Below are 25,205 nucleotides of genomic sequence, written 5' to 3'. Positions count from 1 at the left end.
GATGGGAGGACACCACGCCGCGTCGGGAGCCGCGGCGTGGGTAGCTATTGCCTCAACCGGGCCCTACACCCTTGGCTGGTACCCGCTGGACGCCACTGGCATCCTGATCGGCGGGATGGCGACGGCGGGAACCGCCCTCGTGTGCGACTGGGACCACCGGCACAGCACGGTGGCAAATTCCCTGCCGCCGTTGTCCAATGTGATCGCGGTCGGGATTGAAAACGCCAGCGGCGGGCACCGCCAGGGCACGCACTCCGTCCTCGGGGCAGCCTTTTTTGTCCTTCTCGCCACCCTGGCAGGCCAATTCCAGCTGGAAACGGACTGGGGACTGCTGTCCGTGGGTGCGGGGCTGCTGTGCATGTTCATGATCAACATCGCGGCCAAGGCACTGAAGCTCTTTCCGAAGGCGGGGTTCATCAGCAACTGGATCTTCGCGCTGACCATGGCCGGCCTGGTCACCTGGTTTGCCCCGGACCAGTGGACCTGGCTCCCCATTTCGATGCTGACCGGCGTTGTGGTCCATATCGTGGGCGACCTGGTCACCACGGGAGGAGTGCCGCTGCTGTGGCCACTGGTGGTCAGGCCGCCCAAACCCCTGCGGCGGGTACCGCTGCTGCGCCAGGTCTGGCGGCCCAACGGTGCATTGTCCCTCCCGCTGCTGGGCCGGGCGGGGTCAAAACGCGAGTGGCTTGTCCTGATCCCGGTGAGCGCCTACGCCATGGTGGGGATGTGCATGGCCGGCTGGTCCATAGCGCACAGCCACTGGGGCCGCGCGGCAGAGGCAGCGGTGGCCTGGGCCCGGCTCTGGCTGTAATGCCCGGGCGGCGTCCGCCGGGCATACGACAAAACCCCCGGACAGCGTCCAGGGGTTTTGTGCTGGCTGGTTGGTGTGGGCTAGTGCTCGCCGGCTGAGTCGGAGCGTCCCAGGACGGTCTGCGGAATCCAGAAGGCCAGGGCGAACAGCGCGATGCAGACAGCCATCGGCCAGGGGTTGTCCAGCGTGAGGAAGGAAAGCGAGTACACGGCACCAAGGAACAGCGCGATCATGACCACAAAGAGGAAGACACTGGTTCCCAGCTTGTTCTCGTTCTGCGGGGTCTGCAGCGTGCCCTGATGTGCTCCGCGGCTGGAATCCGTGCCGTCGTTGGACGCCATAATCTTGCTGGACATTCGTTCCTCCTCGGCCCCTCGGGGCTCAATCTGTGGCCGCGTCCGGTTGCTGTCAGTAGCCGGATGAACCCTGTTCACCCTTGACAATGGCAATTCCGGAGCTCGCACCAATACGTGTTGCACCTGCTGCAATCATAGCCTGCGCGTCTGCAAGGGACCGCACCCCGCCGGAGGCCTTGACGCCCAGGCCAGGCCCCACAGTCCTGCGCATCAGGGCGATGTCCTCCACCGTAGCGCCGCCGCCGTTGAAGCCCGTTGAGGTCTTCACGAAGTCTGCGCCTGCCTCCACTGCGGCTTCGCAGGCAAGGACTTTCTGGCTGTCGGTGAGCAGCGCGGTTTCGATGATGACTTTCAGGATGGCCCCGCTGGCGTGCACGGCCTCCGCCACCGAGGCGATGTCCTCGACAAGCGCCCCTTTGTCCCCGGCCCGGGCGGCGGCGATGCTGATGACCATGTCCACTTCGTCCGCACCGTCCAGCACTGCGCCCCGGGCTTCGAAGGTCTTGACGTCGGTGGGGGTGGCACCCAGCGGGAACCCCACCACCGAGCAGGTCAGGACGCCGGATCCCTTGAGGGCCTTCTTCACCGTCTTGACCCAGATGGGATTGACGCATACGGACTTGAAGCCGTATTCAGCTGCTTCCGCACAGACCTTGAGGACCTCAGCCTCACTGGCCTCCGGCTTCAGCAGCGTGTGGTCGATGAAGGACGCTATGCTGCCGGAGCCCGCGGCGCCGGTGGCTGCAGCCTGAACGGAAGGGGTGGCTTCGTTGCTCATGATGGTCCTCTCCAAGGGCCTGTGGGCCGGGCGTTGTAACGCCCGCGACTCGTTTCGCAACCATCTTGCCATACGCTGAAGCGGCCAGAACCACCCCCGACTAACGGCAACGCGCGGTCAGTTTCCGCCCAATCCGAGCCGGTTATCGGGCGGGGAGTGACCCCGCGTTGCTTGATCAGGCCGCCGTCAGCAGCTGGGTGGCACAGGCTCCCGCAGCGGACGCGGCGGCCACCAGGAGTCCCAGCCGGACGCCGTCGAACGCTGCAGCGTCTCCGAGGGCCCAGATGCCCGGTACGGACGTCCGGAAGTCATGGCTGATCACGATCCCGCCGGTGGCCGCCGTCTCCAGGCCGGCACTGGCGGCGAGGTCGTCCCGGGATTCGCGTTCCTCGGCGAGGACCACCAGGTCGCCGTACATGCTGCTGCCGTCCTCGAACACCACCCCGGAGGCTGCAAAGCCCGAGGTTGACGGGGCAGGGATCACGGAGGCCGGGCGGGCCGTGGTGCGGATGGGCCGCACGCCGCGGGCCCGGAGGACCGCCTCTGCCTGGCCGGCTGCGGCGCCGGTGCCCACCAGGATTCCCAGCGGACGCCGGCCCAGCTCCCTGGCCACCTGGCTCACGGCCTCGCCGACGCGGGCGGCGTCGTCGATGGTGGAGTAGCTCAGGCACTGGCCCGCTCCCTCGACGGGGCTGGCCACGGGCGCCGAGCCAGTGGCGATGACCAGCTGGTCGTAGGCAAATTCCATGCCGTCCGCCGTGGCCACCGTGCGGTTCGCGGCGTCGATGTGGCTGGCCGGCTGCCCGAACCTCACCGAAACCTGGGGCAGCATCGCCAGCTCCAGCAGTTCCGCCGGGGTGTCGTCCCGGTTGCTCAGGACTGTGATGGTGCCGGTGAAACGCGCCCGGTCAAGCTGGCTGACCAGTGCCTGGGCAGCCGGGCCTGCACCTGCGATGACGATGCGGGTGGCGGGAGCGGCGGAGGTGGAGGGTGCCGGAGCGGACATGTGCTGGCCCTTTCGCTGGCGGCCGGGAACGGCCGTAACTTCGTGATGGACCCAGCGTAGGCCCGCGCCTTTTCCGGGGTGTTTCCCCGCAGTTGCTGTTTATCAGGGCTGTGTTCGCCAGTATTTACCGGCCGGTAACAGAACCCGTGACGTGCCTCTCATCCGCGTGCGCGGCTGACACATGAGCGCCCGGCTCCGGCCAGGCTAGACGCGGATCCGGTAGCCGCGCTTGACCACGGTCTCCACCAGCCGCCCGTCGGGCAGGGACGAACGGAGCCGGCTGACCGTCATGTCCAGCGCGTGGACGGAACCGCGCAGTTCCAGCAGGTCGGACAGCGACTCGCGGGACAGGACGGCGCCGCCCGCTCCGAGCAGGGCACGCAGGAGCAGCAGGGGAGCGGGCGCCAGTTCCACGAGTTGGCCGTTGATGCGGAGGCTGCGGCCGCGCAGTTCGATGTTCCCGGACCGGGTGTCGAGGCGGCGCACGTGGTTCAGGGCAAGGTGCTCGCACACCAGGCGGATAAGGGCGCCCATCCGGAAGCGCTCCGGGATCAGCGGGGTGACGCCGGCATCCAGCAGCGGCTGCGCGGTGACCGGACCCACCACGGCGGTGGTGACGTTTGTCTTCAGGCTCTCGATCAGCTGCTTGTACACGCCCATCTCGTGGGCGGTGCTCCACAGGGCATCGACGGCGGGCGCGCTGGTGAAGGTGAGGACATCCAGGTTGCCGCTGCACGCAGCCTCAATGAGCCGCGGAAGCCGGTCCTCGCCGTCGGGCTTTACCCAGCGGTAGGGCGTGACCGTCAGGACCGTCGCACCGGACATCCGCAGGCGCTCCAGCTGCCGCACGTCCGTGTAGCCGTGCAGCTGCACCGCGACGGTCTTGCCCCGGACGCCCTCCTTGAGCAGCATGTCCACCAGTGTTGCGGTGGTTTCGTCGCTGCTGATTCCGACGTCGGCAAGGCCGGCCGCGCGCACGGCGCCGCGGGCTTTGGGGCCACGGACGAACATCCGGCAGGCACCCAGGGCGTCCAGCAGCTGCTCGCCGATCCCGAAGGAATCCGCTGCCTCGCACCAGCGGCGCATCCCGTAGGCGGTGGTGGCGATGCAGAGGTCCGGCCTGGCGGCGATGATGGCCTTGGTGTCCTCGATGAGGCGCATGTCCTCCTGCACGGGGGCGATCTTCAACGCTGGGGCGTGCAGCACTTCGGCGCCGCGGCGTTCCAGGGCCTCGATGAGGTCGCTGGAGCGGCGGTCCGAGGTCACGCCGATGCGGAAGCCCTCCAGGGGCGACTCGGCGGAGTCCGGGGCTTCGTCAGCCCTTTGTTCGACCTGCGGCGTTTCGGCCGGTGCAAGTGCAGTCATGGGGGTCAATCCTTTCATGAACCCAGCAGCGAGGCCGCCAGCCTGTCCAGGTCGGCGGCGGCCTCGGCATGCCCGCGGTTGGCCTCAGCCACCCGAACCACCTCGCCGATGACCAGCACGGCAGGGTTGCTGCATCCGGCAGCGGCCGAGGTGATCGTGCCAAGATCCGCGATGGTGGTGCGCTGGCCGGGGCGGTAGCCGCGTTCGACGACGGCCATGGGCATGTCAGCGCGCATCCCCGCCCTGCGCAGGCCGGCAGCCAGCTGGTGGAGGGTTCCGATGCCCATCAGCACGACGATGGTCCCGCCCAGCCCGGCCAGGTGCTTGTGCTCCTTTTCGGTCAGCGGCGCGTGGCCGGAGACCACGGTGAACATGTGGCTGACTTCGCGGTGGGTCACCGGGATCCCGGCGGCGGCCGGGACGGAGATCGCGCTGGTGACGCCGGAGATGACGCGGACCTTGACGCCGGCGGCGACGCAGGCGGCAACTTCCTCGCCGCCGCGGCCGAACACGTAGGGGTCCCCGCCCTTGAGGCGGACCACGTTGTTGCCGGCCAGGGCACTTTCCACCATGAGCTTCTCGATGTCCCCCTGGCTCACCTTGTGGTGGCCGGGCTTCTTCCCGACGTCCACCAGTTCGGCCGAGGTCATGGACGGCAGCTCCTGGTACGGGGCCAGCCGGTCATAGAAGACGACGTCCGCATCACGCAGGGCCTTGATCGCAGCGACCGTGAGGAGTTCGGTGGTTCCGGGTCCGCCGCCCACCAGGGTGACGTGGCCCGCTGGGCCGGCTGCCGGTTCGGCCGCCACCGGGATGCCGGTGGTGCGGCACCGCTCCAGCAGGACCTCCCAGCCGGGCTGTCCGTCGTCGACTGCCGCCACCAGGAAGGGGCGTTCGGGCAGCGGGCCGTCATGGCTTGCCCCCTGGGGGGTGCTGAGGCGGTAGACGACGGCGCCGGCCGCTTCGTAGCGGCGGACGGCCTGGCGGGCAGCGTGGTCGGAGCCGGTGACCAGCACTTCCCGGCCGGTCAGATCAATGCTGAGCTGCATGCCTATGCCTCATTCCCGTTGCTGGGCCGGACGGGGATGGAGGCTCCGATCAGGACTGGCTGCTGGGCGGCCGCCGCCTTTTCCTCCGGGGTGGCGGGGCGCATCTGGCCGCGCTCGTCCGGGACGAAGGTGATGGAGTCGTCTTTCTGGTCGGGGGCGTTGACGAAGGAGCGGAACCGGCGCAGGCGCTCGGGGTCCTTGAGGGTGTCTGCCCATTCGTCAATGTAGGTGTCCACGTGCTTGGCCATGGCGGCTTCCAGGTCCGCGGCGATGCCCAGGGTATCCTTGACCACCACGTCCTCAACGTGCTTGATGCCGCCGTCGAGCTCTTCCTGCCAGCGTGCGGTGCGCTGCAGCCTGTCCGCGGTGCGGATGTAGTACATGAAGTAGCGGTCGATGTACTTGATCAGCGTCTCGTCATCCAGGTCCTTGGCCAGCAGCTGGGCGTGGGCAGGAGTGGCGCCGCCGTTGCCGCCGACGTACAGGTTCCAGCCGTCCGCGGTGGCGATCACGCCGACGTCCTTGCCGCGGGCCTCGGCACATTCACGGGCGCAGCCGGAGACGCCCATCTTGAGCTTGTGCGGGCTGCGGAGGCCGCGGTAGCGCAACTCCAGCTGGATGGCCATGGCCACCGAGTCCTGGACGCCGAACCTGCACCAGGTGGATCCGACGCAGGACTTCACGGTGCGCAGGCTCTTGCCGTACGCCTGGCCGGATTCGAAGCCGGCGTCCACCAGTTCCTTCCAGATCTCCGGCAGCTGCTCGAGCCGGGCGCCGAACATGTCGATGCGCTGGCCGCCGGTGATCTTGGTGTACAGGTTGTACTTCTCCGCGACGGCCGCGATGACACCGAGCTTCTTGGGGGTGATCTCGCCGCCGGCGATGCGGGGGACCACCGAGTAGGTGCCGTCCTTCTGCATGTTGGCCAGGGCGCGGTCGTTGGTGTCCTGCAGGGTGCCGCGGCCGGCGTCCAGGACGTAGGCGCTGTTCTGGCTGGCCAGGATGTTGGCGATGGTCGGCTTGCAGATGTCGCAGCCGGCGCCGGTGCCGTACTTGGCCATGATCTCTTCGAAGGAGGTCAGCTCCAGGACGCGGATGGCATCGAACAGTTCCTGGCGGGACAGTTCGATGTGCTCGCAGAGTGCCTTGGAAACCTCGACGCCGGACTTGGTCAGCTCGGTTTCCAGCAGCTTCTTGAGCATCGGCACGCAGGAACCGCACTGGGTGCCGGCGCGGGTGCAGCCCTTCAGTTCGCCCAGTTCCTGGACGGGGGCGTTGCCCTCGCAGGCGCCGCAGCCGTTGATGGCGTCACGGATGCTTCCGGCAGTGACGTTGTTGCAGGAGCACAGGGTTGCGTCGTCCGGCAGTTCGGTTTCGGGAGCGTCGCCGCCGCCTGCCGCGCTGAGGAAGGCGCCGGGCTCGGCGGGAAGTTCGCGGCCCAGCAGCGGACGCAGGCTCATGTACGGTGTGGCGTCGCCGACGAAGATGCCGCCCAGCAGGGTCTTGGCGTCATCGGTGGTGACGATCTTCTGGTACACGCCGCGGGCCGGGTCGGCATAAACGATTTCGAGGGCGTGCTCGGTCTTGGCGAACGCGTCACCGAAGCTGGCCACGTCCACGCCGGACAGCTTGAGCTTGGTGGCGGTGTCGAAGCCCGGGAAGGTGGCGTCCCCGCCGTGCAGGCGGTCGGCCACGATCTCCGCCATGGTGTTGGCCGGAGCGACCAGGCCCAGGCACATGCCGCCGTAGTTGGCCACTTCGCCGATGGCCCAGATGCCCGGCACTTCGGTTTCGCAGTAGTCGTTGATGACCACGCCGCCGCGGGGACCCAGGCTGAACACCTGTTCCTCGCCCTCGGCGGCGCGGAAGAGTTCGTCGCGGGGCCGGACGCCGATGGCCACAATGACCATGTCCGCGTCGATGATGCGGCCGTCCGCCATGAGGACGCCGGTGACCTGCCCGTCGTCGTCCGAGAGAACCTCGGACGGGAACACGCCGCCGTGGACCTCAAAGCCCTTGGCCTTGATGAGCCGGCCCATGGCCTGGCCCGCGCCTTCGTCCAGCTGTGTGGCCATCAGCCACTGCGAACCGTCGATGACGATGGGGTTGGCGCCCAGCTGCTCGGTGCCGGCGGCGGACTCGAGGCCCAGGAGCCCGCCGCCGATGGTGACGGCGTTGACCTTGCGGCCCAGCTTCTCCTTCAGCCCGGCGATGGCCTCGTTGATGGCCCACACGTCTTCGAGGGTGCGGTAGACGTGCGTGTGTTCGGCGCCCGGGATGGGCAGGCGGGCAGCATTCGAACCGGTGGCAACCACCAGTTCGTCATACTCGAAAGTGTTGCCGGCAGCGGTTTCCACGCTCTTGGCTTCGGCGTTGATCTTGACGACACGCTCGCCGGTCCTGAGTTCCAGGGAAGGGTGCTCCCACATGGCCGCCGTCCCCAACGTCAGGTCGACGTCTTTGTCTGTGAGGGCCTTGGACAGGGCCACCCGGTCGTAGGGGAGGTGGGCTTCCTCAGTGAGGACCGTGACATGCCAGCCATCGAGGCCACGGGCATGCATGGCGTCCGCAAAACGGTGGGCCGCGGGGCCGCCGCCGGCGACGACGATGCGGCGCGGAGTCTCTGTGCTTGAAGTCTGTTCGGTCACTGATGGGCCTTTCGCATGGGCCGCAGGCAGTTTTCCTGCAGCCTTCTCTGACGAGCTGTCCATTCAGACTAGGGAGGCGCAGTTTCGCTTCAGTTTCCCAATTGTTTCGTCAACTTAACTTCTGCATCACGAACGCATTTCCGGCCGCGTGAGGTGTCTTTTACGTTGTGGACACATTCACTGCATGCCTCTGAAACACCGCGGGCCTAGCGTGGATCACGGCCGCAGAGGTGGCCAATGAGCAGGACTACACGCACAGGGAGAGGAGCCGGACATGACGGCAACACTGGAACTTGGGGCACTCGAAGCCGGCATGGATGAGGCTGTCTCCGGCATTGCCGGCTGGCACACCGTCTGCCGGGTGGACGACTTGGAGGTTGCCTGGGGTGAAGCCGCCCTGATCGCGGGACGCCAGGTTGCACTCTTCCGCACCGGCGCCGACGAGGTTTTCGCGGTGGCCCATGAGGACCCTGCAACGGGCGCCCATGTCATGGCACGCGGGATCCTGGGCTCACGCGGCGAGCGTCCCACCATCGCTTCGCCGCTGCACAAAGAGGTCTACGACCTTGAAACGGGTGAATGCTTCAGCAGCCCGGACCTGAGCCTTGCCACATTCCGGACCCGCATTGCAGGCGGAGTCGTGGAGATCGAGCTGTAGCAGGGGCTAGAGCCCCAGGGCTTCGCTGACGTCGCGGAGCACCTCGTCCAGCGCGGCCCGCGCCGCCTGCCGGGCGGCGGGCAGTTCGGCCGCGGACCCCACGTGGTGGATCACCTCGAGGTAGCACTTGAGCTTGGGCTCGGTGCCGCTGGGCCGGATGATCACCCTGGTGAGGTTCCTGGTGACGTACAGGAGGCCGTCAGTGGGCGGAAGCCCGTCGCTGCCCTCGGCAAGATCGGCATAAACCTCAACTGCGGATGACCCGAACGTTTCCGGCGGGGAAACCCTCAGCCGATTCATCATGGCGTCCAGCAGCCCCAGGTCCGCAACCCTGATGCTGAGCTGGTCGCTGGCGTGCAGGCCGTGCTGCAGGTAGAGCTCGTCCAGGGTGTCAAAGACGGATTTGCCGTCAGCCTTGGCGGCCGCGGCAAGTTCGGCAATGAGGAGGGCAGCCGAAATGCCGTCCTTGTCCCGCACCAGGTCCGGGGCCACGCAGTATCCCAGCGCTTCCTCGTAGCCGTACACCAGCCCGGGAACCCGGGAAATCCACTTGAAACCGGTGAGGGTTTCCTGGTGGGCGTATCCGGCTGCCGCAGCGATGCGGGCCAGCAGCCTGGAGGACACGATCGAATTCGCGAACACGCCCTTGCCGCCCTCGTCCGCGCCGCCGTCGTCCTTTCCTCCGCCCGCGGCAAGCCGGGCGGCTATGTGCGCGCCAAGCAGCGCGCCCACTTCGTCCCCGCGGAGCATCCGCCAGGCCCCGGTGTCCGGGTCCTTGGCCGCAACGGCGGCCCGGTCGGCATCCGGATCATTGGCGATCACGATGTCCGCGGCCTGCCGCTCAGCGGCCTCCAGCGCGAGGTCAAGTGCCCCGGGCTCTTCCGGATTCGGGAAGCTGACAGTGGGAAAGTCCGGGTCCGGCTCGGCCTGTTCCGCCACCAGCGTGATGTCCGTGAAACCTGCCGCGTTCAGCACTGCCAGTGCGGTCCCGCCGCCCACGCCGTGCAGGGGGGTCAGGACAATGCGCAGGTCGCGGGCCGGGAAGTGGTCCGGCAGGGCCAGCCCGGCGGTCGCCCGTTCGTAGTCTGAAGCGATGGAGCTGTCCAGGAGGGTCCAGCCGGCAGGGGCCAGGGTGATGGATTCCAGCGGCCCCACGGCGTTGATCCTGGCCGCGATCTCGGCATCGTAGGGGGCCACGATCTGGGCACCGTTGCCGCTGTCCGCCACGGCGTGGCGGCCCAGGTACACCTTGTAGCCGTTGTCCTGGGGAGGATTGTGGCTGGCGGTCACCATGACCCCGCCGTCGCACTCCAGCTCCCGGACCGCGTAGGCCAGCAGGGGAGTGGGCAGCGCCGCGGGCATCAGGAAGGTCTCGATTCCGGCGGCCGTGAAGATGGCGGCAGTTTCTTCCGCGAAGATGTCTGAGTTGTAGCGGGCGTCGTAGCCGACGACGGCGCGCGGCCGCGTTCCCGGCGAGGCCTCGGCCACCGCCGAGAGCAGGAAGTCCGCGAGGCCGGCAGCGGCCCGCCGCACCACCACCCGGTTCATCCGGTTCGGGCCCGGCCCCAGGGCGGCCCGGAGCCCCGCCGTGCCGAACTGCAGTGTGCCGCGGAAGCTGTCCGCCAGTTCCTGGCGTGCGGCGGGGACGCCGTTGTCGACGAGCTGGACGAGTTCCAGGAGGGAAGCCGATGTGACGGGATCCGGGTCTTGGGCAGCCCATTCGCGGGCTTCATTGAGCAGGCGGAAATCGGCATCGGAAGACGTCATGGGCCTAACGCTATCGTCATTGGCCGCCGAAGCCGTGCCGCCTCCCGCGGAAAAGCGGAAAATTCACCGCAGGGCTGTCCCGCGTCAGAGCCGGGCGATGATTTCGGCGAGCAGCTTGGAAATCCGCGGCCCCGCCGCCTGTCCGGACTCGATGACTTCCTGGTGGCTCAAGGGCCGGGGGCTGATGCCGGCGGCAAGGTTGGTGACCAGCGAGATGCCGAAGACTTCCATCCCTGCGTGCCGCCCGGCGATGGCCTCCAGCGCCGTGGACATGCCCACCAGGTCCGCGCCGATGCGCTTGGCGTACTGCACCTCGGCCGGCGTCTCGTAGTGCGGGCCGGGGAACTGCGCATACACGCCCTCCTCCAGGGAGGCGTCAACCTCCCTGGCCAGGCCGCGGATCCGCGCCGAGTAAAGGTCCGTGAGGTCCACGAAGGTGGCGCCCTCCAGCGGAGAGGCGGCGGTGAGGTTGATGTGGTCGCTGATCAGCACGGGAGTTCCCGGGGTCCACTGTTCCTGCAGGCCGCCGCAGCCGTTGGTGAGCACCAGGGTTTTGCAGCCCGCCGCCGCGGCTGCGCGGATGCCGTGCACCACCGCGCGCACGCCCTTGCCCTCGTAGTAGTGCGTCCTTGCGCCCAGGACCAGGGCCCTCTTGCCGCCCTTGGTCAGCACCGAGCGGATGGTGCCCACGTGGCCCTCCACGGCAGGAGCATGGAAGCCTGGAACTTCTTCCGCGGACAGGGTCGCGGTGGTCTCGCCGATCAGGTCGGCCGCCTCAGCCCAACCGGAGCCGAGCACGAGGGCGACGTCGTGGCTGTCCACGCCTGTTTCCTCGGCGATGTAGTCGGCGGCGGCATGTGCGGCCGCGAAGGGATCGGTGTTCAGGAAGTCAGTTGTACTCACTGGTACAAGCTATCCTGCCGCCTGCGCTGGCGCCCACCCCGGCCGCCCGCCCTGCCGTCCGCCTTCCTGCGAGGTCCTGAGAGACCGTTTTCTTTGGCGGTGCGGGGGAGTTGCAGGAGAATGGTGGATTGTGACTACGCATCCAGATTTCAGCTCGCCCCGGATCGCAATCCTGGGAGGTGGTCCCGGCGGGTACGAAGCCGCCATGGTGGCCGCCTCGCTCGGGGCGCAGGTCACCATCATCGAGCGGGCCGGGCTGGGCGGATCAGCGGTGCTGACCGACGTCGTCCCGTCCAAGACCCTGATCGCCACCGCGGACCTCATGACGCGCGTCGGCGAGGCGGGCGAGCTGGGAGTGAAATTCGACGTCGACGGCGGCGACTTTGTCCCGGTAATGCGCGCCGACCTCAAGCACATCAACGACCGGCTGCTGAACCTCGCGCGCAGCCAGTCCAAGGACATCCATGACGGCCTGGAGCACCAGGGAGTGCGGATCCTTGCCGGATCCGGCCGCCTGCTGGACGACCACACCATCGAGGTCCTCACGGCGGAGGGCACCGAAACAGTTGAAGCGGACACGATCCTGCTCGCCGTGGGTGCCCACCCGCGCGAGCTTGCCACGGCCAGGCCGGATGGCGAGCGGATCCTCAACTGGACGCAGATCTACGACCTCGATGAACTGCCTGAGGAACTGATCGTGGTGGGTTCCGGTGTCACGGGCGCAGAATTCGCCTCCGCGTACAACGGCCTGGGGTCCAAGGTGACGCTGATTTCGAGCCGTGACCGCGTGCTTCCCGGGTCCGACGTGGATGCTGCAGTGGTGCTGGAGGAAGTGTTCGAGCGCCGCGGCGTCCGCGTCCTGTCCCGTTCCCGCGCGGAGACCGTGGAGCGCACGGACGACGGCGTGCTGGTTACCCTGAGCGACGGTTCCAAGGTGACGGGCAGCCACTGCCTGCTGTGCCTGGGCTCCATCCCCAACACGGCCGGAATCGGCCTCGAGGAGGCCGGAGTGGCGCTCAGCGAGAGCGGCCATATTAAAGTCGACGGCGTTTCACGCACCTCCGCGCCCAACATCTACGCCGCAGGCGACTGCACCGGCGTGCTCCCGCTGGCCTCCGTCGCGGCAATGCAGGGGCGCATTGCAGTGGCCCACTTCATGGGCGACACCGTTACGCCGCTCAAGCTGCACCAGGTGGCGTCCAACATCTTCACCTCGCCGGAAATTGCCAATGTTGGCGTTTCCGAGGCCGAGATCGATTCCGGCAAGTACCAGGGCGACGTCATCAAGCTCTCGCTGCGCAGCAACGCCCGCGCCAAGATGCGCAACCACCGGGACGGCTTCGTGAAGATCTTCGCCCGCAAAGGCTCAGGCACCGTCATTGGCGGGGTGGTGGTGGGACCGAACGCGTCCGAATTGATCTTCCCAATCTCCATCGCGGTGAAGCAGAAGCTGCACGTTGACGACGTCGCCAGCACCTTTACCGTCTACCCATCCCTGAGCGGATCGATCTCGGAAGCGGCGCGGCGCCTGCACGTGCATCTGTAGTCCATAGGTAAGGGCCCAAAGTCCCCTGCCGGGTTGCGCCCCATTGCTACACTCTGCTCATGGTTGGGCTTCCCTTCACGGGAAACGGGCTGGTGCATGCCGGCTTCGTCGGGCTGGGAATCCTCGCAGCCCTGCTGTTCTACGCCTATGAAAAGCGCCGCCGCGGCCTGTCCGATCCACGGCTGTGGCCCATTGCCGGTTTCGCAGTAGCCTTCGGGGCCGTTGGTTCCAGGGTGCTCACGTGGGACTTTTCCCGCGGGGTTTCGTTGGCTGAGTGGTGGGGCAATGGTGACCGGAGTATCCTGGCGGGCCTTGTCGGGGCCTGGCTTGGCGTCCTCCTGGCGAAACGGCTGACGGGGTACCGGGAAAAGACCGGTGATCTCATCGCACCCGCGGTTGCCCTGGCGCTGATCATTGGGCGGGTAGGCTGCCTCCTCACCGAGTTGCCCGGGACTCCGACCGGCGGCGCGTGGGGGATTGTCCTCACCCCCGCGCAGGCTGCTCTGGTGAACGGATCCCCTGGCGTGGGGCTGCATCCGTCCTTTGCCTATGAAATTGCCTTCCATCTTGCCGCGTTCGGGGCAATGTGGCGTTTTCGGGACAGCCTGCCTCATCCTGGCGACCTCTTCATCTGCTACGTGGCTTCCTACGCCCTGTTCCGCTTCGGCGTGGAGTTCGTCCGCGGCAATGAAGTGCTCTGGCTGGGGATGAGCCGGCCGCAATGGTTCCTGTTGGCTGTCCTCCCTTTGCTGTTCTGGCGGATGCAGCGGGTGTTCGGGAAACCACTCCGCCCGAAGTTGGAAGGAAAAATGGCATGAGCGAGGACAACCCCGACGTTCCGCGGAACCCGCCCCCACCGCCCGGGCGTGAGGAGCCGCCCGCCGAACCAAGGCGCGGTTCCATGGGGCTCGGAATCCTGGTGGGGGCTGCTGCCCTTTATGCCCTCTATTTCGGGACAACGAGTGGCATTGCTCCGGATGAAGGGTATAAGACCTTCCTCGCTGGGCCCGCCGCATTAATACCAGTGGCAGCCTACCTGGGGCTGGCCGTTGTGCTTGCAGTCCAGCCCCGCACGTCCCGGCTGGGTGCGGGGCTGCTTATTGGCCTGGGGATCTTCACCCTGCTCGGCGGCGGGATCTGCGTTGGAGCCCTCGCGCGGATGCGAGCCTGAGATGAACCCGTCCTCTGCGTCCCCGGCACGGATCCTGCCCGGCCCCGGCCAACCGCTGCGCGGCGACCGGATCCACCGGTACGTCACAGCATTCTGTCCCTATTGCCACGAAACGAATCGACCGCTCGCACAGGTGCGGCGGCTCTCCGGCGCGCTGCTGATCCGGGATGACCGGGTGTGGCTGGAACGCGGCTGCCCGGACCACGGGCTGGTCAGCACCTTGTACGACGAGTCTCCGGAAATCCTGCGCTACCTGGAGAAGTGGCAGGCGCCGACCAAGCAGCACATCCCTGACCAGGCCGGTAATTACCGCCAGATACCCGAGGCGTATGCCTACGGGCTTCCGGCAATGCAGACGCAGCACACCTGCATCCTCCTGCAGGACATCATCGAGCACTGCAATTTGCGCTGCCCCACCTGCTTCACAGCATCGGGCCCGCAGCTACAGGGCGTCGCGCCCCTGGACCAGGTGCTGGCGAACGTTGACACCCGGCTTTCCCGTGAGAATGGGCGCCTGGATGTGCTGATGCTGTCCGGCGGGGAACCGACGCTCTACCCGCAGCTAGCCGAACTGCTGGCGGAGCTGGTTGCGCGGCCGATTGTCCGGATCATGGTGAACAGCAACGGCATGCTGCTCGCCACCGACGATGAGTTGCTCTCGCTGCTGGCCAGGCACCGGGACCGTGTGGAGGTCTACCTCCAGTACGACGGGCCGTCGAAGGAGGCCTCGGTCCACCACCGCGGCGGTGACCTGACGCGCTTCAAGGACGCAGCGATCTCACGCCTCTCCGAGGCGGGCGTCTTCACCACGCTGACCATGACGGCAACCCTCGGCGTCAACGACGGCGAGGTCGGCGCCGTCGTCATGCGCGCCTTGGAGACCCCGTTTGTCGGTGGAGTCGCATTGCAACCGGTGTTTGGTTCAGGACGCGGGCACGGCATCGACCCCATGGACCGGCTCACGCATACGGGCGTACTCCAAAGGCTCGCGGAGCAAACCAACGGCGTAGTTTCCTGGCACGACCTGACAGCCCTGCCGTGCTCGCATCCGCACTGCGCGTCCGTCGGGTACATGCTGAAGGACGATTCCGGAACGTGGCGATCGCTCGCTGCCCTGATCGGGCATGACCAACTGCTGGCATGGCTCGAGCTGCATCCTGACAGCATTGCCAACCGTATCGCCGACAGCGCAGTCCCGCTTGAACTGCGCAGCCTCATGAAGTCTTCGCTTCTCGACCTGCTCAGCGAGCAGTCTTCCCTTTCCCATCCGCGGACAGCCGATCTTTGGAAAAACATCTGCACCCAGTGCGACCTTGGCATCGGTACTCTCACCACGCTTGCCGCCGGCAAGCTTCCGGGCCAGCAACAGCGGCTGCGCCGGCTCCTCGCAGAGCGGGTCACCAGGATCATGGTGAAACCGTTCATGGATATGTCCACCATGATCGAGGAACGGCTCACCCAGTGCTGCGTGCACGTGGGAACCAAGAGCGACACCGGTGACCACCAGTGCGCTCCTTTCTGCGCAGTCCAGGCATGGCCAGCCCTGGCGGTGCAGCGGATGAGCACGGCCACTGGCCAACAGCTTCTCCCGGTCCGCCAGGTTTAAGGAGGAATGATGAGCTCTGCCTCGGATGCCGGGCGCATTGCAGCGGGGGCACTGCCGTCGGAGCTTGTGGCGTCCGGGAGGGCCCCGCACCCGTCCCGCAGCGGCGCAGGCCATGACAACCAGCCCACGGCACCGTACGATCCGCTGCGCCTGTGCATTTTCGCCACTATCGCCCTGCTCGGCTGGGTGGCCGGCCCCGCAGCGCTGACGGTGTTCGCAGCCATCGGGTTCGCCGGCTACTGGAAAGCCCGGCGCAATGGCCTCAAGAAGTCAAACTGCTATCTTCAGGACACCAGGCTGGTACTGACGTATCTGGGAGCCCTGCTCGGGGCCGGGCTCTGGGGAATTTATGCCCTGGTGGCCGGTTTCCTTGGCCCTTGACCATGCGCACATATTCGGCAGCAATGAATCAACCGGTATGAAAGGTTAGGTACCAGCAATGACAACAGCACTTGTGAGGCCGCGCCGCGGCAAGATGATTGGCGGCGTCTGCGCAGCCCTGGCAGCCCGCTTTGGACTCCCGAAATTCCTGGTCCGGCTGGGCTTCGTGATCTTTGGGCTGGTAGGGGTAGGCGAACTCGCCTACATCGTGCTGTGGATCATCATTCCCAAGGAACCGGCGTAACCACACATGCTGGCCGGGGGCCGGGTCCCGGGCCGGAAGGCCTGCGGACCGGTCCGCGCCGCTGGGACGTTGTGCCCTAGTCTTCCGCTGCGCCCTGAACGCACAGTTGAGCATGGCTAAGATCCATATGCCCTACGGCAGCCTTGAAGGGCAGACAGCCCACATAGCCGAGTACATCGCGGACGTCATCCGGGCCCACGGGCACCAGGCCGAAACGGTGGACCTCAAGCACAACACGGGCAGGCTTCCGGACGGGCAGGACGGCGTCATCGTGGCGGCATCGGTGCACATGGGCAAGCACGAGGGCTTTGTTGCCGACTTCGTCCGCGAAAACCGCACGGAACTAGACCAGGTGCCCTCCGCCCTGGTTTCGGTCAGCCTGGCCGCCCACGGGGACGAAGCCAACGCGGAAAGCCAGGTGAAGCAGTTCGAGGAGGAGACCGGCTGGCATCCCCGGCACGTGGCAATGTTCGGCGGTGCGCTCCTGTACACCCGGTACAACTTCCTGAAGCGCCAGCTGATGAAGAAGATCGTCAAGGACAAGGGATCCCAGGACCTCGACACCTCCCGCGACTACATCTATACCGAATGGGACGGCGTAAAGCACTTCACGGAGGATTTCCTGGCCAGGCTGGCGAATCCGGCAAACCCCTCCTAGGGCGGCTGGAGAACCTCAACCCCCAGGCCCAAATTCAGGCGGCTGAGACCGCCTGGAAGTGTTTTTCGATGAGCCCCTTAATATCCTCGTGGCAGCCGCCGCAGCCCGTGCCCGCCCTTGTTGCCTTGGACACGTCTGCCACCGTGGAGCAGCCTTCCTCAACTGCGCCCTGGATGGCGGCTCCGCTGACGCCCGCGCACCGGCATACGGTGCCGGCGGGATCGGCGGGACCCGTGCCGGGCAGCTGGTCCGGGCCGTCAAGGCGCAGCAGCAGGGACCGGTCTGCCGGCAGTTCGGCGCTGCGTTCGAACAGCCCCACAAGCTCGGCGGCGGTGCGTGGCATGCCCACAGCCACCAGCCCTTCAAGAACGCCGCCGCGGGTGGTCATCTTCACGTAGCGGCCGTGCTCCGGATCCGCCCACTGGGCAACCTGGAGGCGCGGGCGCCCGTCCACGGCACCGGCGGACAGTGCTTCCTCGTCCCACGGCTCGGCAGCGTTGTCCCCGGCCACGGCCATGTTCATGCCGCGTGCCTTCAGGACGATGACGCCGGCCTGCTCCGCAGGCAGTTCCGGCAGGACTTCGGCTTGCTCCGGCGTGCCTGCGGCCAGGAGGGCCAGGTATTCGGCCAGCCATTCGGCCTGGCGCCAGCCCGGCCCCACCAGGCCCGACGGTCCTTTAGCATTGCGGCAGGATGCGCAGCCAGGGTCCGGGCAGCGCACCTCCGCGCAGTCGCCGATGGCGAAGATGTGCGGCTCGTGGTGGGCGCGGAGCTTGTGGTCCACCAGGATTCCTGCGGACGTGGAAAGCCCGCAGCCCTCGGCCAGCTCCGTTCGGGGACGGACGCCGCAGGACAGCACCAGGAGGTCGCCGTCGATCGCTGACTTGTCATCAAGCAGCAAAGCGGAGAAACCGCCGTCGGGAGCGTTGTGCTCCACCCCGGTGGAGCGGGCATTGCCGGCCATCCGGACGCCGCAGCGGCGCAGGCTGGCAGCCAGGACGGCGCCGCCGCCGCGGTCGATGTTGCGTCCCAGGGGGTGGGGCCCGTTGTGGACCACGGTGACGGTGGCGCCTTCTTCGGCCGCGGCCAGGGCCGTCTCCAGGCCCAGGACGCCGCCGCCCAGGACCACTACCCGCTTGCCGCCCTCCACTGCCTGGCGCAGCACGTCGGCGTCACGCAGGTCGCGCAGCGCGGTGACGCCGGCCGGAAGGACAGGGTGGGTGGGGTCCGGGTTGATGCCGGTGAGGTTGGGAATGACCGGGCGTGAGCCGGTGGCAAAGACCAGGCGGTCGTAGTGGACTGCTGCGCCGTCGGAGAGGATGACCTGCTGCCGGGCCCGGTCCACCCTGCGGACGCGGAGGCCGAGGCGGACGTCCACACCGTCGCCGGCCAGGGCGTCCGCGTCGGAGAGTGCCAGGGCATCGGCCGTGGTGCGTCCCACACCGAGGTCGGCGACGAGAACCCGGTTGTAGGCTGCTTCAGCTTCCTCGCCCACCACAATCAGGGTGGCCAGGCCGGTGCGGACCGCGGGCAGGAGTTCGTCCACCAGCCGGGCCGCCACCGGGCCGAATCCCACAATGACAATCTGCTCGCTCATGAGGCCTCCGTCGTTTGAAGCACGTTGGTGGAGAGGGGAACGGCCACGGGCCGGACCCACACGGTGTTGAACTTGAATTCGGGCATCCCGGAGATGGGGTCCGTGGCCGCCTCGGTGAGGCGGTTGGCGCTCTCCAGTTCGGGGAAGTGGAAGGGCAGGAAGACCGTCTCGGGACGGATGGCGTTGCTGAGTTGGGCCCGGCACACCACTTCGCCGCGCTCGTTGGCCACCGACACGAGCGCGCCTTCGGTGATGCCCATCGATGCTGCGGCTGCCGGATGGATCTGCACCTGTGCCTCCGGCTGCGCTGCCAGCAGTTCCGGCACCCGTCGGGTCTGCGCGCCGGACTGGTAGTGCTCCAGGAGTCGGCCCGTGATCAGTGTCATGGTCTTGGCAGCTGTGCCATCCCCTGCAGGGGGCGCAGCAGGAGTACGACGGCGGCGCGGCGTCACCGGGACCATCACGGCTTTGCCGTCAGCGTGCGCGAAAGCGTCCTGGAACAGGCGCGGCGTGCCGGTGCTGCCGGCGGGGTAGGGCCAGTAGGCGGCCTCCCCGCGGTCCAGCATGGCGTAGTCGATGCCCGAGTAGTCGGCCAGCCCGCCGGCGGAGGCCAGGCGGAGTTCCTCGAAGACGGTTTCGGGGTCTTCGCTGTAGGTGGACGGTGCGTCCAGGGCCTCGGCCAGCCGCGCCATGATCCAGAGTTCGCTACGGGCACCCGGCGGGGGCGCAAGGGCGCGGCGGCGGCGCAGCACCCGCCCTTCGAGGTTGGTCAGGGTGCCTTCCTCCTCCGCCCACTGGAGCACCGGGAGGATGAGGTCCGCCTCGGCTGCGGTCTCGGACATAAAGAAGTCGCAGACCATCAGGAAGTCCAGGCTGCGGAGCCCCTGGATCACTGCGTTCGCGTCGGGGGAAGCCACGGCGATATTGGAGGCGTGGACGAAAAGGCAACGGACGCCGTCGGGCTTTCCCAGTGACTGAAGCAGCTGGACGGCGGGCAGGCCGGGGCCGGGAATAAGTTCCTCGGGAACGCCCCAGACGCCGGCTACATGGGCGCGGGCGGCGGGGTCGGTGATCTTGCGGTAGCCGGGGAGCTGGTCCGCCTTCTGGCCATGCTCGCGGCCGCCCTGGCCGTTGCCCTGGCCGGTGAGGGTGCCGTAGCCGCTGCGGGCGGAACCGGGCAGGCCCAGCAGGAGGCTCAGGTTGATGGCCGCCGTTGCGGTATCGGTGCCGTCGACGTGCTGTTCCACGCCGCGGCCGGTGAGGATGTAGCTGCCGCCCTGGCGGGCCCCGGCGGCGAGCCGGCGGGCTGTTTCCCGAATGAGTTCGGCCGGGACGCCGGTGAGGGACTGGACGCGTTCGGGCCAGAAGGAGTTGACGCTGCGGGCTACGGCGCTGTAGCCGGAGGTGCGTTCCTCCAGGTAGGAAGTGTCCACCAGGTTCTCGTGGATGACCACGTGGGAGATGCCCAGCAGGAGGGCCAGGTCGGTGCCCGGCAGGGGCTGGAGGTGGAGGCCTCCGCCGTCGGCCGTGAAGGCAGCTGTGGCGGAGCGGCGGGGATCGACCACGATCAGCCCGCCGGCGTCGCGCGTTCCCTTGAGGTGCTGCACAAAGGGCGGCATGGTCTCGGCCACATTCGAGCCCAGCATCAAAATGGTGCTGGCGGTGTCCAGGGACTCCAGCGGGAACGGCAGGCCGCGGTCGATGCCGAAGGCCCGCATCCCGGCAGCCGCGGCGGAGGACATGCAGAAGCGGCCGTTGTAATCGATCCTCGACGTGCCCAGGGCGAGCCGGGCGAACTTGCCCAGCATGTAGGCCTTTTCGTTGGTCAGGCCACCGCCGCCGAAAACGCCGACGGCGTCCGCCCCGTGGCGTGCGCGGGCATCCTTCACCGCGGCGACTGCAAGGTCCAGGGCCTGCTCCCAGCTGATGGGGCGGTGGACGCCGTCGGGGCCTTTCAGCAGCGGCTCGGTGATCCGGCCGGCGTGGTTCAGGAGGCTGGGGGACGTCCAGCCCTTGCGGCAGAGGCCGCCGCGGTTGGTGGGGAAATCCCGTCCTTGGACTGTGAGCGGAACGTTGGTGGGCGCCTGGGGCGCTTCATGTTCCGCTGCGGGTGGTGCGGACACGGGGACTGGCCCCGGCTGGGAAGCCGGGGCCAGGCCCGTTGGAGACGTGAGCGTCATGGCGCACTGCAGGGCGCAGTAAGGGCAGTGCGTGTCGGCGCTTGTGGTCATGTTAGACGTGTCCCATCGCATTTCGGTTGGCGTTGCGGATGTAGCAGGCCCAGCAGACAACCAGCATCAGGACATACGCTCCGACGAAGCCGTAGAAAGCGGATGTGTAGGAGCCGCTGGCGGAGTTCGATGCGTTCAGTACCTGGGGGATCACGAATCCGCCGTAGGCGCCGATGGCCGAGATGAGGCCAAGGGCCGAGGAGGCCAGGCGCTGGGTGGCTACGGAGCTGGCGCCGTTCTTTGCTGCCCGGCTGGAGGTGGCGAAGATGACCGGGATCATCCGGTACGTGGCGCCGTTTCCAAAGCCGCTGGCGGTGAAGAGCATCAGGAAGAGCGCCAGGAAGAGCCAGAAGTTCTTCAGCGGCAGGGTCCAGATCATGGTCAGGGTGATCACGGCCATGGAAGCGAATGCCGCGATGGTCATGCGGGCGCCGCCCATCCGGTCAGCCATCCGTCCGCCGTAGGGCCGGGCCAGGGAACCCACCAGCGGGCCGAGGAACGCGAGGGACAGTGCCACGGTCCCCACTCCGATCGAGGAGAAGGCCGGGAAGTAGTCCTTGATGAGCTTGGGGAAGACACCGGCGAATCCGATGAACGAACCGAAGGTGCCGATGTACAGCAGTGCCATGATCCACAGGTGCGGTTCCTTCAGCGCTGCGATCGAACCGGCCACGTCACCCTTGGCGCTGGTGAGGTTGTCCATGTATTTGAAGGCGCCGAACGCGGCGATCAGGATGAAGGGGACCCACATCCAGCCGGCCATGGGGAGGTTGACGCTGCCGACGGCGAGCATGGTGATCACAATCGGGACGGCGAGCTGTGCCACGGCGGCACCCATGTTGCCGCCCGCAGCGTTCAGGCCCAGTGCCCAGCCCTTTTCACGGGCGGGGTAGAAGAACGTGATGTTGGCCATGGAGCTGGCAAAGTTGCCGCCGCCGAAGCCGGCCAGGGCTGCCACGAGGAGCATGACGCCGAAGGGGGTTTCCGGGTTGGACACGCAGAGTCCGAGGCCGATGGCGGGGATCAGGAGCAGCAGGGCGGACACGATGGTCCAGTTGCGGCCGCCGAAGCGGGGAACCATGAAGGTGTAGGGGATGCGGAGGGTTGCGCCCACCAGGCTGGGCATGGAGATGAGCCAGAAAATCTCGGAGGTGGAGAACGTGAAGCCTGCTGCGGGCAGCTGGACCACAACGATGGACCAGAGCTGCCATACGACGAAGCCGAGGAATTCGGCGAAGATGGACCAGTTGAGGTTGCGGCGGGCAATGGTGCGGCCGGCGGTTTCCCACTGCTCCTTGTTCTCGGCATCCCAGTTGGCGATCCAGCGGCCGGGGCGGAATTCAAGGGCGGGGGAGTCTGTGGTGCGGGTGGTGCCGGGCTGTGCGCTGGCGGCTGCGGAACCTTGTACGTCGAGGTCAAGGGAATTGCCGGTGCCGGCATCAGCGGTGCGATCAACAGTCACGGTGTACCTCCTTCGGGGGATGTTGTTCCTCCAAGGTAAAGAAGCCGCGTTTCACGGACCGACGATGTTTGTTAACGCGCTGTGACATTTGCCTATCGGCGGCCATGGGCCGCTGTTAGGCGAGGGTTAATGGCCAAAAATGAGACGGACTGCATCTGTCCGCATGCTGGACCTTTTGTCCATTCACTGGAACGCGGGAACTAATATTGGACTCTAACTATTTCGACCCGGAGCACGACTGCTGCCTCCGGACGGTTCTCACGAAAGCGTTTACCTATGTCATCCACCGAAACCTCCACGGTGCCCGGATCCCCGCAGCCCGTGAACTCCCGGGGCCGCGTGATCGTAGCCAGCCTGATCGGCACCACGGTCGAGTTCTACGACTTCTACGTCTACGCCACGGCCGCGGTGCTCGTCTTTCCGCAGCTGTTCTTCCCCAACCAGAACGAAACAACCCAGCTCCTGAGCTCCTTTGCGGTATTCGGTGTGGCCTTCGTGGCCCGCCCGCTCGGCTCGATCGTCTTTGGCCACTTCGGCGACAAGTTCGGCCGCAAGGGCACGCTGGTGGCATCCCTGCTCACCATGGGTATTGCCACCTTCCTCATCGGCTGCCTGCCCACCGCCCTGGTTCCGGGCTGGGCGTTCTGGGCCCCCGCGCTGCTGGTGGTCATGCGCTTCGCCCAGGGCCTGGCCCTGGGTGGTGAATGGAGCGGCGCTGCGCTCCTGGCCACCGAGAATGCGCCCGCGAACAAGCGGGCCATCTACGGCACCTTCCCCCAGCTGGGCGCCCCCATCGGCTTCATCATCGCCAACGTGATCTTCCTGGTGTTCAGCTACGCACTCTCCCCGGCCGACTTCCAGGCCTGGGGCTGGCGCGTTCCCTTCCTGCTCAGTGCCGTCATGGTCATCATCGGCCTGTACGTCCGGCTCAAGCTGATCGAAACCCCCGCCTTCACCAAGGTGATCGAGTCCAACGAGGTCGCCAAACTGCCGCTGGGCCGGGTGTTCAAGACCAGCTGGCGCCAGCTCATCCTGGGTACGTTCATCATGCTCGCCACCTACGTGCTCTTCTACCTGATGACCACCTTCACCCTGACCTACGGCACCCGCCCCGCCAGCCTCGAGGCCGCCAGGGCCGCGGCTGAAAAGGCCGGCAAGCCTATGTCGGAAGCGGCCGCCGCCGCGTTCGTCCCAGGCCTGGGCTACACCCGCAACGACTTCCTGTGGATGCTGATCGCCGGCGTCGTCTTCTTCGGCATTTTCACGCTGGTCTCCGGACCGCTGGCCGAGAAGTACGGCCGCCGCAAGATGCTCCTGGCCGTCACCGGCGGCATCTTCGTCTTCGGCCTGCTGTTCGTCCCGCTGTTCAGCGGCGGCTTCATTGGCACCATGGCGCTGCTGGTGATCGGCTTCTCCCTGATGGGCCTGACGTTCGGGCCGATGGGTGCGCTGCTGCCCGAACTGTTCCCCACGAACGTCCGGTACACGGGCTCAGCCGTCAGCTACAACTTCTCCAGCATCCTGGGTGCGGCGGTGGCCCCGTTCATCGCCGTGGCGCTGTGGGAAATGGCGGACGGCAGCCCGGTCCTGGTGGGCATCTACCTGACCTCCATGGCCGTCCTGACCCTCATTGCCCTGTTTGTGAGCAAGGAGACCCGCGACCTGGATTACGAGAACAACGTGGCCTGACCCGGTCCTGATGGAGATGCCCGGTATGGCCCTGCGGCCTGCCGGGCATTTTCATGCCTACCGGGCGTAGCGGGCCACGAAGTTCCGCAGGATCTTCATGGGTTCGGTGGCAGTGAACTGCCGGGCGCTCTCCATCAGCTCCTCGGCCGACTCCGGCGGAAAATACCCCGCGTGCCGGTAAATGTCGATCCGGGTGCACAGGCCTTCAGCGTCCAGCTCCGGATGGAACTGCGTGGCATACAGGTTTTCCCGGACCCGGAACATGTGCACCGGGCAGGCCGCGGAGCGGGCCAGCAGGATCGCCTGCGGGGGCAGGACGGTGCAGGCCTCCTTATGGCCGGTGAACGCCGTAAATGTCGGGGAGAGTCCCTCCAGCAAGGGGTCCTCAAGCCCGGCCTCCGTCAGCTCGATCTCCACCCCGCCCAGGGGTTCGCCGTAGGTCCTGTCGATCACGGCGCCCTGGTGCCGCCCCAGCGTCCCCACCCCGTAGCATGCCCCCAGGAACGGGAAGTCGCGGGCCACCAGTTCGTCCAGCAGTCCCGCGAGCTCGCGCTCCACCCGGTGCTGGACGGGGGATTTCGTTTCCGGGGGATCGCTCGAGGTGAAGGGGCTGCCGCCCACAATCACGCCCGAGTAGCTGGAAAGGTCCAGGCTGGGCAGCGGCGCAGCTTCCAGGCGCACCCTCCGCAGCTCCCGCGGCTCCAGCCCGCCGTACCGGAGGTAGGCGGCATACTCGTCCTCGGCGGCAGCATCCTCCGCCCGCGAGGCCAGGAGCAGGAAAGGCAACATCTGCTAAGTGTGCCGGTTGGAGACCGGTCTGTCAGCCAATATCAGCTGGCAGGCTGGGTGAGGGAGCGGCGCGACTGCGGCCGCGCGGCGGGGTCCGCGTGCCGGTGCACGAGCTTCCAGTAGCCTTCCTCGCGCCGGAAAATACTGGTGACCCGGAGTGCGAACTCCTCCGCGGCGGCAGCACCGTCCAGGCGTGCCCGGAAATGTTCGGTCTCCACGAGGTAGGCGGTGTCCCGGGCGGTGTAGGACGAGATGGTGTCGAACCCGAGCATCTGTCCGTCCTGGAACTGCCGGGCAGCCTGGTCCAGCCTGGCCTCCACCTGTGCCCAGCCGCGGGCTATCCCGCCGAACGGGTTGGCCAGGGTGACGTCGTCGAGCCGCGAATAGAGCTCCTTGATGGGGCCGGGGTTGCCCTGGGTGATTTCGGGGACGGCAAGGTGGTAGCGGTCCACTTCTTCCTGGAAGCTGGGTGCGAGCATGGGTGCCT

At 67.2% G+C, this 25,205-nt stretch carries 23 protein-coding genes; 10 read left to right on the top strand and 13 right to left on the bottom strand.

All coding sequences use genetic code 11. The features are described 5' to 3' along the window. Position 1 precedes the first annotated feature (1 nt). A complete protein-coding gene (locus tag U7114_RS00185; protein WP_157238698.1) occupies positions 2–814 on the top strand; it encodes a metal-dependent hydrolase in 813 nt (270 codons plus the stop codon). 80 nt (positions 815–894) lie between these two features. Here the strand turns inward: U7114_RS00185 and U7114_RS00180 are convergent, their stop codons facing one another. From U7114_RS00180 to nirB, 6 genes are all read right to left on the bottom strand, one after another. Further along, on the bottom strand, positions 895–1,170 hold the full coding sequence (locus tag U7114_RS00180; RefSeq protein WP_197432393.1) for a hypothetical protein: 276 nt from the start codon (positions 1,168–1,170) through the stop codon (positions 895–897). 52 nt (positions 1,171–1,222) lie between these two features. Next, on the bottom strand, positions 1,223–1,948 hold the full coding sequence (deoC, locus tag U7114_RS00175; RefSeq protein WP_157238697.1) for a deoxyribose-phosphate aldolase: 726 nt from the start codon (positions 1,946–1,948) through the stop codon (positions 1,223–1,225). 175 nt (positions 1,949–2,123) lie between these two features. Further along, a complete protein-coding gene (locus U7114_RS00170; RefSeq protein WP_157238696.1) occupies positions 2,124–2,954 on the bottom strand; it encodes an FAD-dependent oxidoreductase in 831 nt (276 codons plus the stop codon). 204 nt (positions 2,955–3,158) lie between these two features. Further along, a complete protein-coding gene (locus tag U7114_RS00165; RefSeq protein WP_323056207.1) occupies positions 3,159–4,319 on the bottom strand; it encodes a uroporphyrinogen-III synthase in 1,161 nt (386 codons plus the stop codon). 14 nt (positions 4,320–4,333) lie between these two features. Further along, positions 4,334–5,368, bottom strand: a complete 1,035-nt coding sequence (gene cobA / locus U7114_RS00160) for a uroporphyrinogen-III C-methyltransferase (protein ID WP_157238694.1) — start codon at positions 5,366–5,368, stop codon at positions 4,334–4,336. Between the two features lie 2 nt (positions 5,369–5,370). Then, positions 5,371–8,016 carry a nitrite reductase large subunit NirB gene (gene nirB / locus U7114_RS00155; RefSeq protein WP_321215762.1) on the bottom strand — a complete coding sequence of 882 codons (2,646 nt, stop codon included), beginning with the start codon at positions 8,014–8,016 and terminating at the stop codon, positions 5,371–5,373. Between the two features lie 274 nt (positions 8,017–8,290). On the opposite strand from nirB, the gene nirD reads away from it, so the two are divergent. Further along, on the top strand, positions 8,291–8,674 hold the full coding sequence (nirD, locus tag U7114_RS00150; RefSeq protein WP_157238693.1) for a nitrite reductase small subunit NirD: 384 nt from the start codon (positions 8,291–8,293) through the stop codon (positions 8,672–8,674). A gap of 6 nt (positions 8,675–8,680) precedes the next feature. Here the strand turns inward: nirD and U7114_RS00145 are convergent, their stop codons facing one another. Together U7114_RS00145 and U7114_RS00140 are read right to left on the bottom strand one after the other, a co-directional pair. Then, a complete protein-coding gene (locus tag U7114_RS00145) occupies positions 8,681–10,441 on the bottom strand; it encodes a phospho-sugar mutase (protein ID WP_323056206.1) in 1,761 nt (586 codons plus the stop codon). An 84-nt stretch (positions 10,442–10,525) separates the two neighbouring features. Beyond that, entirely contained in the window at positions 10,526–11,344 is an 819-nt protein-coding gene (locus U7114_RS00140) for a purine-nucleoside phosphorylase (RefSeq protein WP_321215765.1), read from the bottom strand. A gap of 130 nt (positions 11,345–11,474) precedes the next feature. On the opposite strand from U7114_RS00140, the gene U7114_RS00135 reads away from it, so the two are divergent. The 7 genes from U7114_RS00135 to U7114_RS00105 all read left to right on the top strand — a co-directional run bounded on the left by U7114_RS00135 (position 11,475) and on the right by U7114_RS00105 (position 16,950). Beyond that, positions 11,475–12,890 carry an NAD(P)H-quinone dehydrogenase gene (locus U7114_RS00135; protein WP_323056205.1) on the top strand — a complete coding sequence of 472 codons (1,416 nt, stop codon included), beginning with the start codon at positions 11,475–11,477 and terminating at the stop codon, positions 12,888–12,890. 59 nt (positions 12,891–12,949) lie between these two features. Beyond that, entirely contained in the window at positions 12,950–13,708 is a 759-nt protein-coding gene (locus U7114_RS00130; RefSeq protein ID WP_323056204.1) for a prolipoprotein diacylglyceryl transferase, read from the top strand. Next, the gene (locus tag U7114_RS00125) at positions 13,705–14,061 is read left to right on the top strand and encodes a hypothetical protein (RefSeq protein ID WP_157238690.1); all 357 of its coding nucleotides are present in this window, start codon (positions 13,705–13,707) and stop codon (positions 14,059–14,061) included. Before U7114_RS00130 ends, U7114_RS00125 begins: the two co-directional genes overlap by 4 nt. 1 nt (position 14,062) lies before the next feature. Beyond that, the gene (locus U7114_RS00120; RefSeq protein WP_323056203.1) at positions 14,063–15,667 is read left to right on the top strand and encodes a radical SAM protein; all 1,605 of its coding nucleotides are present in this window, start codon (positions 14,063–14,065) and stop codon (positions 15,665–15,667) included. A 9-nt stretch (positions 15,668–15,676) separates the two neighbouring features. Next, a complete protein-coding gene (locus U7114_RS00115; RefSeq protein ID WP_157238688.1) occupies positions 15,677–16,048 on the top strand; it encodes a hypothetical protein in 372 nt (123 codons plus the stop codon). A gap of 58 nt (positions 16,049–16,106) precedes the next feature. Beyond that, positions 16,107–16,292, top strand: coding sequence for a PspC domain-containing protein (locus U7114_RS00110; protein WP_321215769.1), 186 nt, complete (start codon positions 16,107–16,109; stop codon positions 16,290–16,292). A gap of 112 nt (positions 16,293–16,404) precedes the next feature. Beyond that, positions 16,405–16,950 (top strand): flavodoxin domain-containing protein, encoded by a 546-nt coding sequence (locus U7114_RS00105; protein ID WP_323056202.1) that lies wholly within the window; start codon positions 16,405–16,407, stop codon positions 16,948–16,950. A 34-nt stretch (positions 16,951–16,984) separates the two neighbouring features. On the opposite strand, the gene U7114_RS00100 is transcribed toward U7114_RS00105, so the two are convergent. The 3 genes from U7114_RS00100 to U7114_RS00090 are packed head-to-tail and all read right to left on the bottom strand — an operon-like array spanning position 16,985 to position 22,240. Then, a complete protein-coding gene (locus U7114_RS00100; protein ID WP_323056201.1) occupies positions 16,985–18,547 on the bottom strand; it encodes an FAD-dependent oxidoreductase in 1,563 nt (520 codons plus the stop codon). After that, the gene (locus U7114_RS00095) at positions 18,544–20,778 is read right to left on the bottom strand and encodes a molybdopterin oxidoreductase family protein (RefSeq protein WP_323056200.1); all 2,235 of its coding nucleotides are present in this window, start codon (positions 20,776–20,778) and stop codon (positions 18,544–18,546) included. Before U7114_RS00095 ends, U7114_RS00100 begins: the two co-directional genes overlap by 4 nt. Position 20,779: 1 nt before the next feature. Further along, positions 20,780–22,240 (bottom strand): MFS transporter, encoded by a 1,461-nt coding sequence (locus tag U7114_RS00090; protein WP_321215772.1) that lies wholly within the window; start codon positions 22,238–22,240, stop codon positions 20,780–20,782. A 276-nt stretch (positions 22,241–22,516) separates the two neighbouring features. Between U7114_RS00090 and U7114_RS00085 the strand changes: the two genes are divergently transcribed. Next, on the top strand, positions 22,517–23,929 hold the full coding sequence (locus U7114_RS00085) for an MFS transporter (RefSeq protein WP_157238683.1): 1,413 nt from the start codon (positions 22,517–22,519) through the stop codon (positions 23,927–23,929). A gap of 57 nt (positions 23,930–23,986) precedes the next feature. Here U7114_RS00085 and U7114_RS00080 read toward each other — a convergent pair whose 3' ends face one another. Then, positions 23,987–24,718, bottom strand: a complete 732-nt coding sequence (locus U7114_RS00080) for a glutamine amidotransferase (protein ID WP_323056199.1) — start codon at positions 24,716–24,718, stop codon at positions 23,987–23,989. A 41-nt stretch (positions 24,719–24,759) separates the two neighbouring features. After that, on the bottom strand, positions 24,760–25,197 hold the full coding sequence (locus U7114_RS00075; protein WP_104997279.1) for a YybH family protein: 438 nt from the start codon (positions 25,195–25,197) through the stop codon (positions 24,760–24,762). Positions 25,198–25,205 lie beyond the last annotated feature (8 nt).

Source organism: Pseudarthrobacter sp. C1 (assembly GCF_034720455.1).
GTDB lineage: Bacteria > Actinomycetota > Actinomycetes > Actinomycetales > Micrococcaceae > Arthrobacter.
The sequence above is the reverse complement of the archived record's forward strand: the minus strand, read 5'-3'. Positions and strand labels throughout refer to the sequence as shown.

Coding starts and splice junctions, on each gene's coding strand:
- U7114_RS00185 (WP_157238698.1), top strand. CDS start 2: ATGGGAGGACACCACGCCGCGTCGGGAGCCGCGGCGTGGGTAGCTATT.
- U7114_RS00180 (WP_197432393.1), bottom strand. CDS start 1,170: ATGTCCAGCAAGATTATGGCGTCCAACGACGGCACGGATTCCAGCCGC.
- deoC (WP_157238697.1), bottom strand. CDS start 1,948: ATGAGCAACGAAGCCACCCCTTCCGTTCAGGCTGCAGCCACCGGCGCC.
- U7114_RS00170 (WP_157238696.1), bottom strand. CDS start 2,954: ATGTCCGCTCCGGCACCCTCCACCTCCGCCGCTCCCGCCACCCGCATC.
- U7114_RS00165 (WP_323056207.1), bottom strand. CDS start 4,319: ATGACTGCACTTGCACCGGCCGAAACGCCGCAGGTCGAACAAAGGGCT.
- cobA (WP_157238694.1), bottom strand. CDS start 5,368: ATGCAGCTCAGCATTGATCTGACCGGCCGGGAAGTGCTGGTCACCGGC.
- nirD (WP_157238693.1), top strand. CDS start 8,291: ATGACGGCAACACTGGAACTTGGGGCACTCGAAGCCGGCATGGATGAG.
- U7114_RS00145 (WP_323056206.1), bottom strand. CDS start 10,441: ATGACGTCTTCCGATGCCGATTTCCGCCTGCTCAATGAAGCCCGCGAA.
- U7114_RS00130 (WP_323056204.1), top strand. CDS start 12,950: ATGGTTGGGCTTCCCTTCACGGGAAACGGGCTGGTGCATGCCGGCTTC.
- U7114_RS00125 (WP_157238690.1), top strand. CDS start 13,705: ATGAGCGAGGACAACCCCGACGTTCCGCGGAACCCGCCCCCACCGCCC.
- U7114_RS00120 (WP_323056203.1), top strand. CDS start 14,063: ATGAACCCGTCCTCTGCGTCCCCGGCACGGATCCTGCCCGGCCCCGGC.
- U7114_RS00115 (WP_157238688.1), top strand. CDS start 15,677: ATGAGCTCTGCCTCGGATGCCGGGCGCATTGCAGCGGGGGCACTGCCG.
- U7114_RS00110 (WP_321215769.1), top strand. CDS start 16,107: ATGACAACAGCACTTGTGAGGCCGCGCCGCGGCAAGATGATTGGCGGC.
- U7114_RS00105 (WP_323056202.1), top strand. CDS start 16,405: ATGGCTAAGATCCATATGCCCTACGGCAGCCTTGAAGGGCAGACAGCC.
- U7114_RS00100 (WP_323056201.1), bottom strand. CDS start 18,547: ATGAGCGAGCAGATTGTCATTGTGGGATTCGGCCCGGTGGCGGCCCGG.
- U7114_RS00095 (WP_323056200.1), bottom strand. CDS start 20,778: ATGACCACAAGCGCCGACACGCACTGCCCTTACTGCGCCCTGCAGTGC.
- U7114_RS00085 (WP_157238683.1), top strand. CDS start 22,517: ATGTCATCCACCGAAACCTCCACGGTGCCCGGATCCCCGCAGCCCGTG.
- U7114_RS00080 (WP_323056199.1), bottom strand. CDS start 24,718: ATGTTGCCTTTCCTGCTCCTGGCCTCGCGGGCGGAGGATGCTGCCGCC.
- U7114_RS00075 (WP_104997279.1), bottom strand. CDS start 25,197: ATGCTCGCACCCAGCTTCCAGGAAGAAGTGGACCGCTACCACCTTGCC.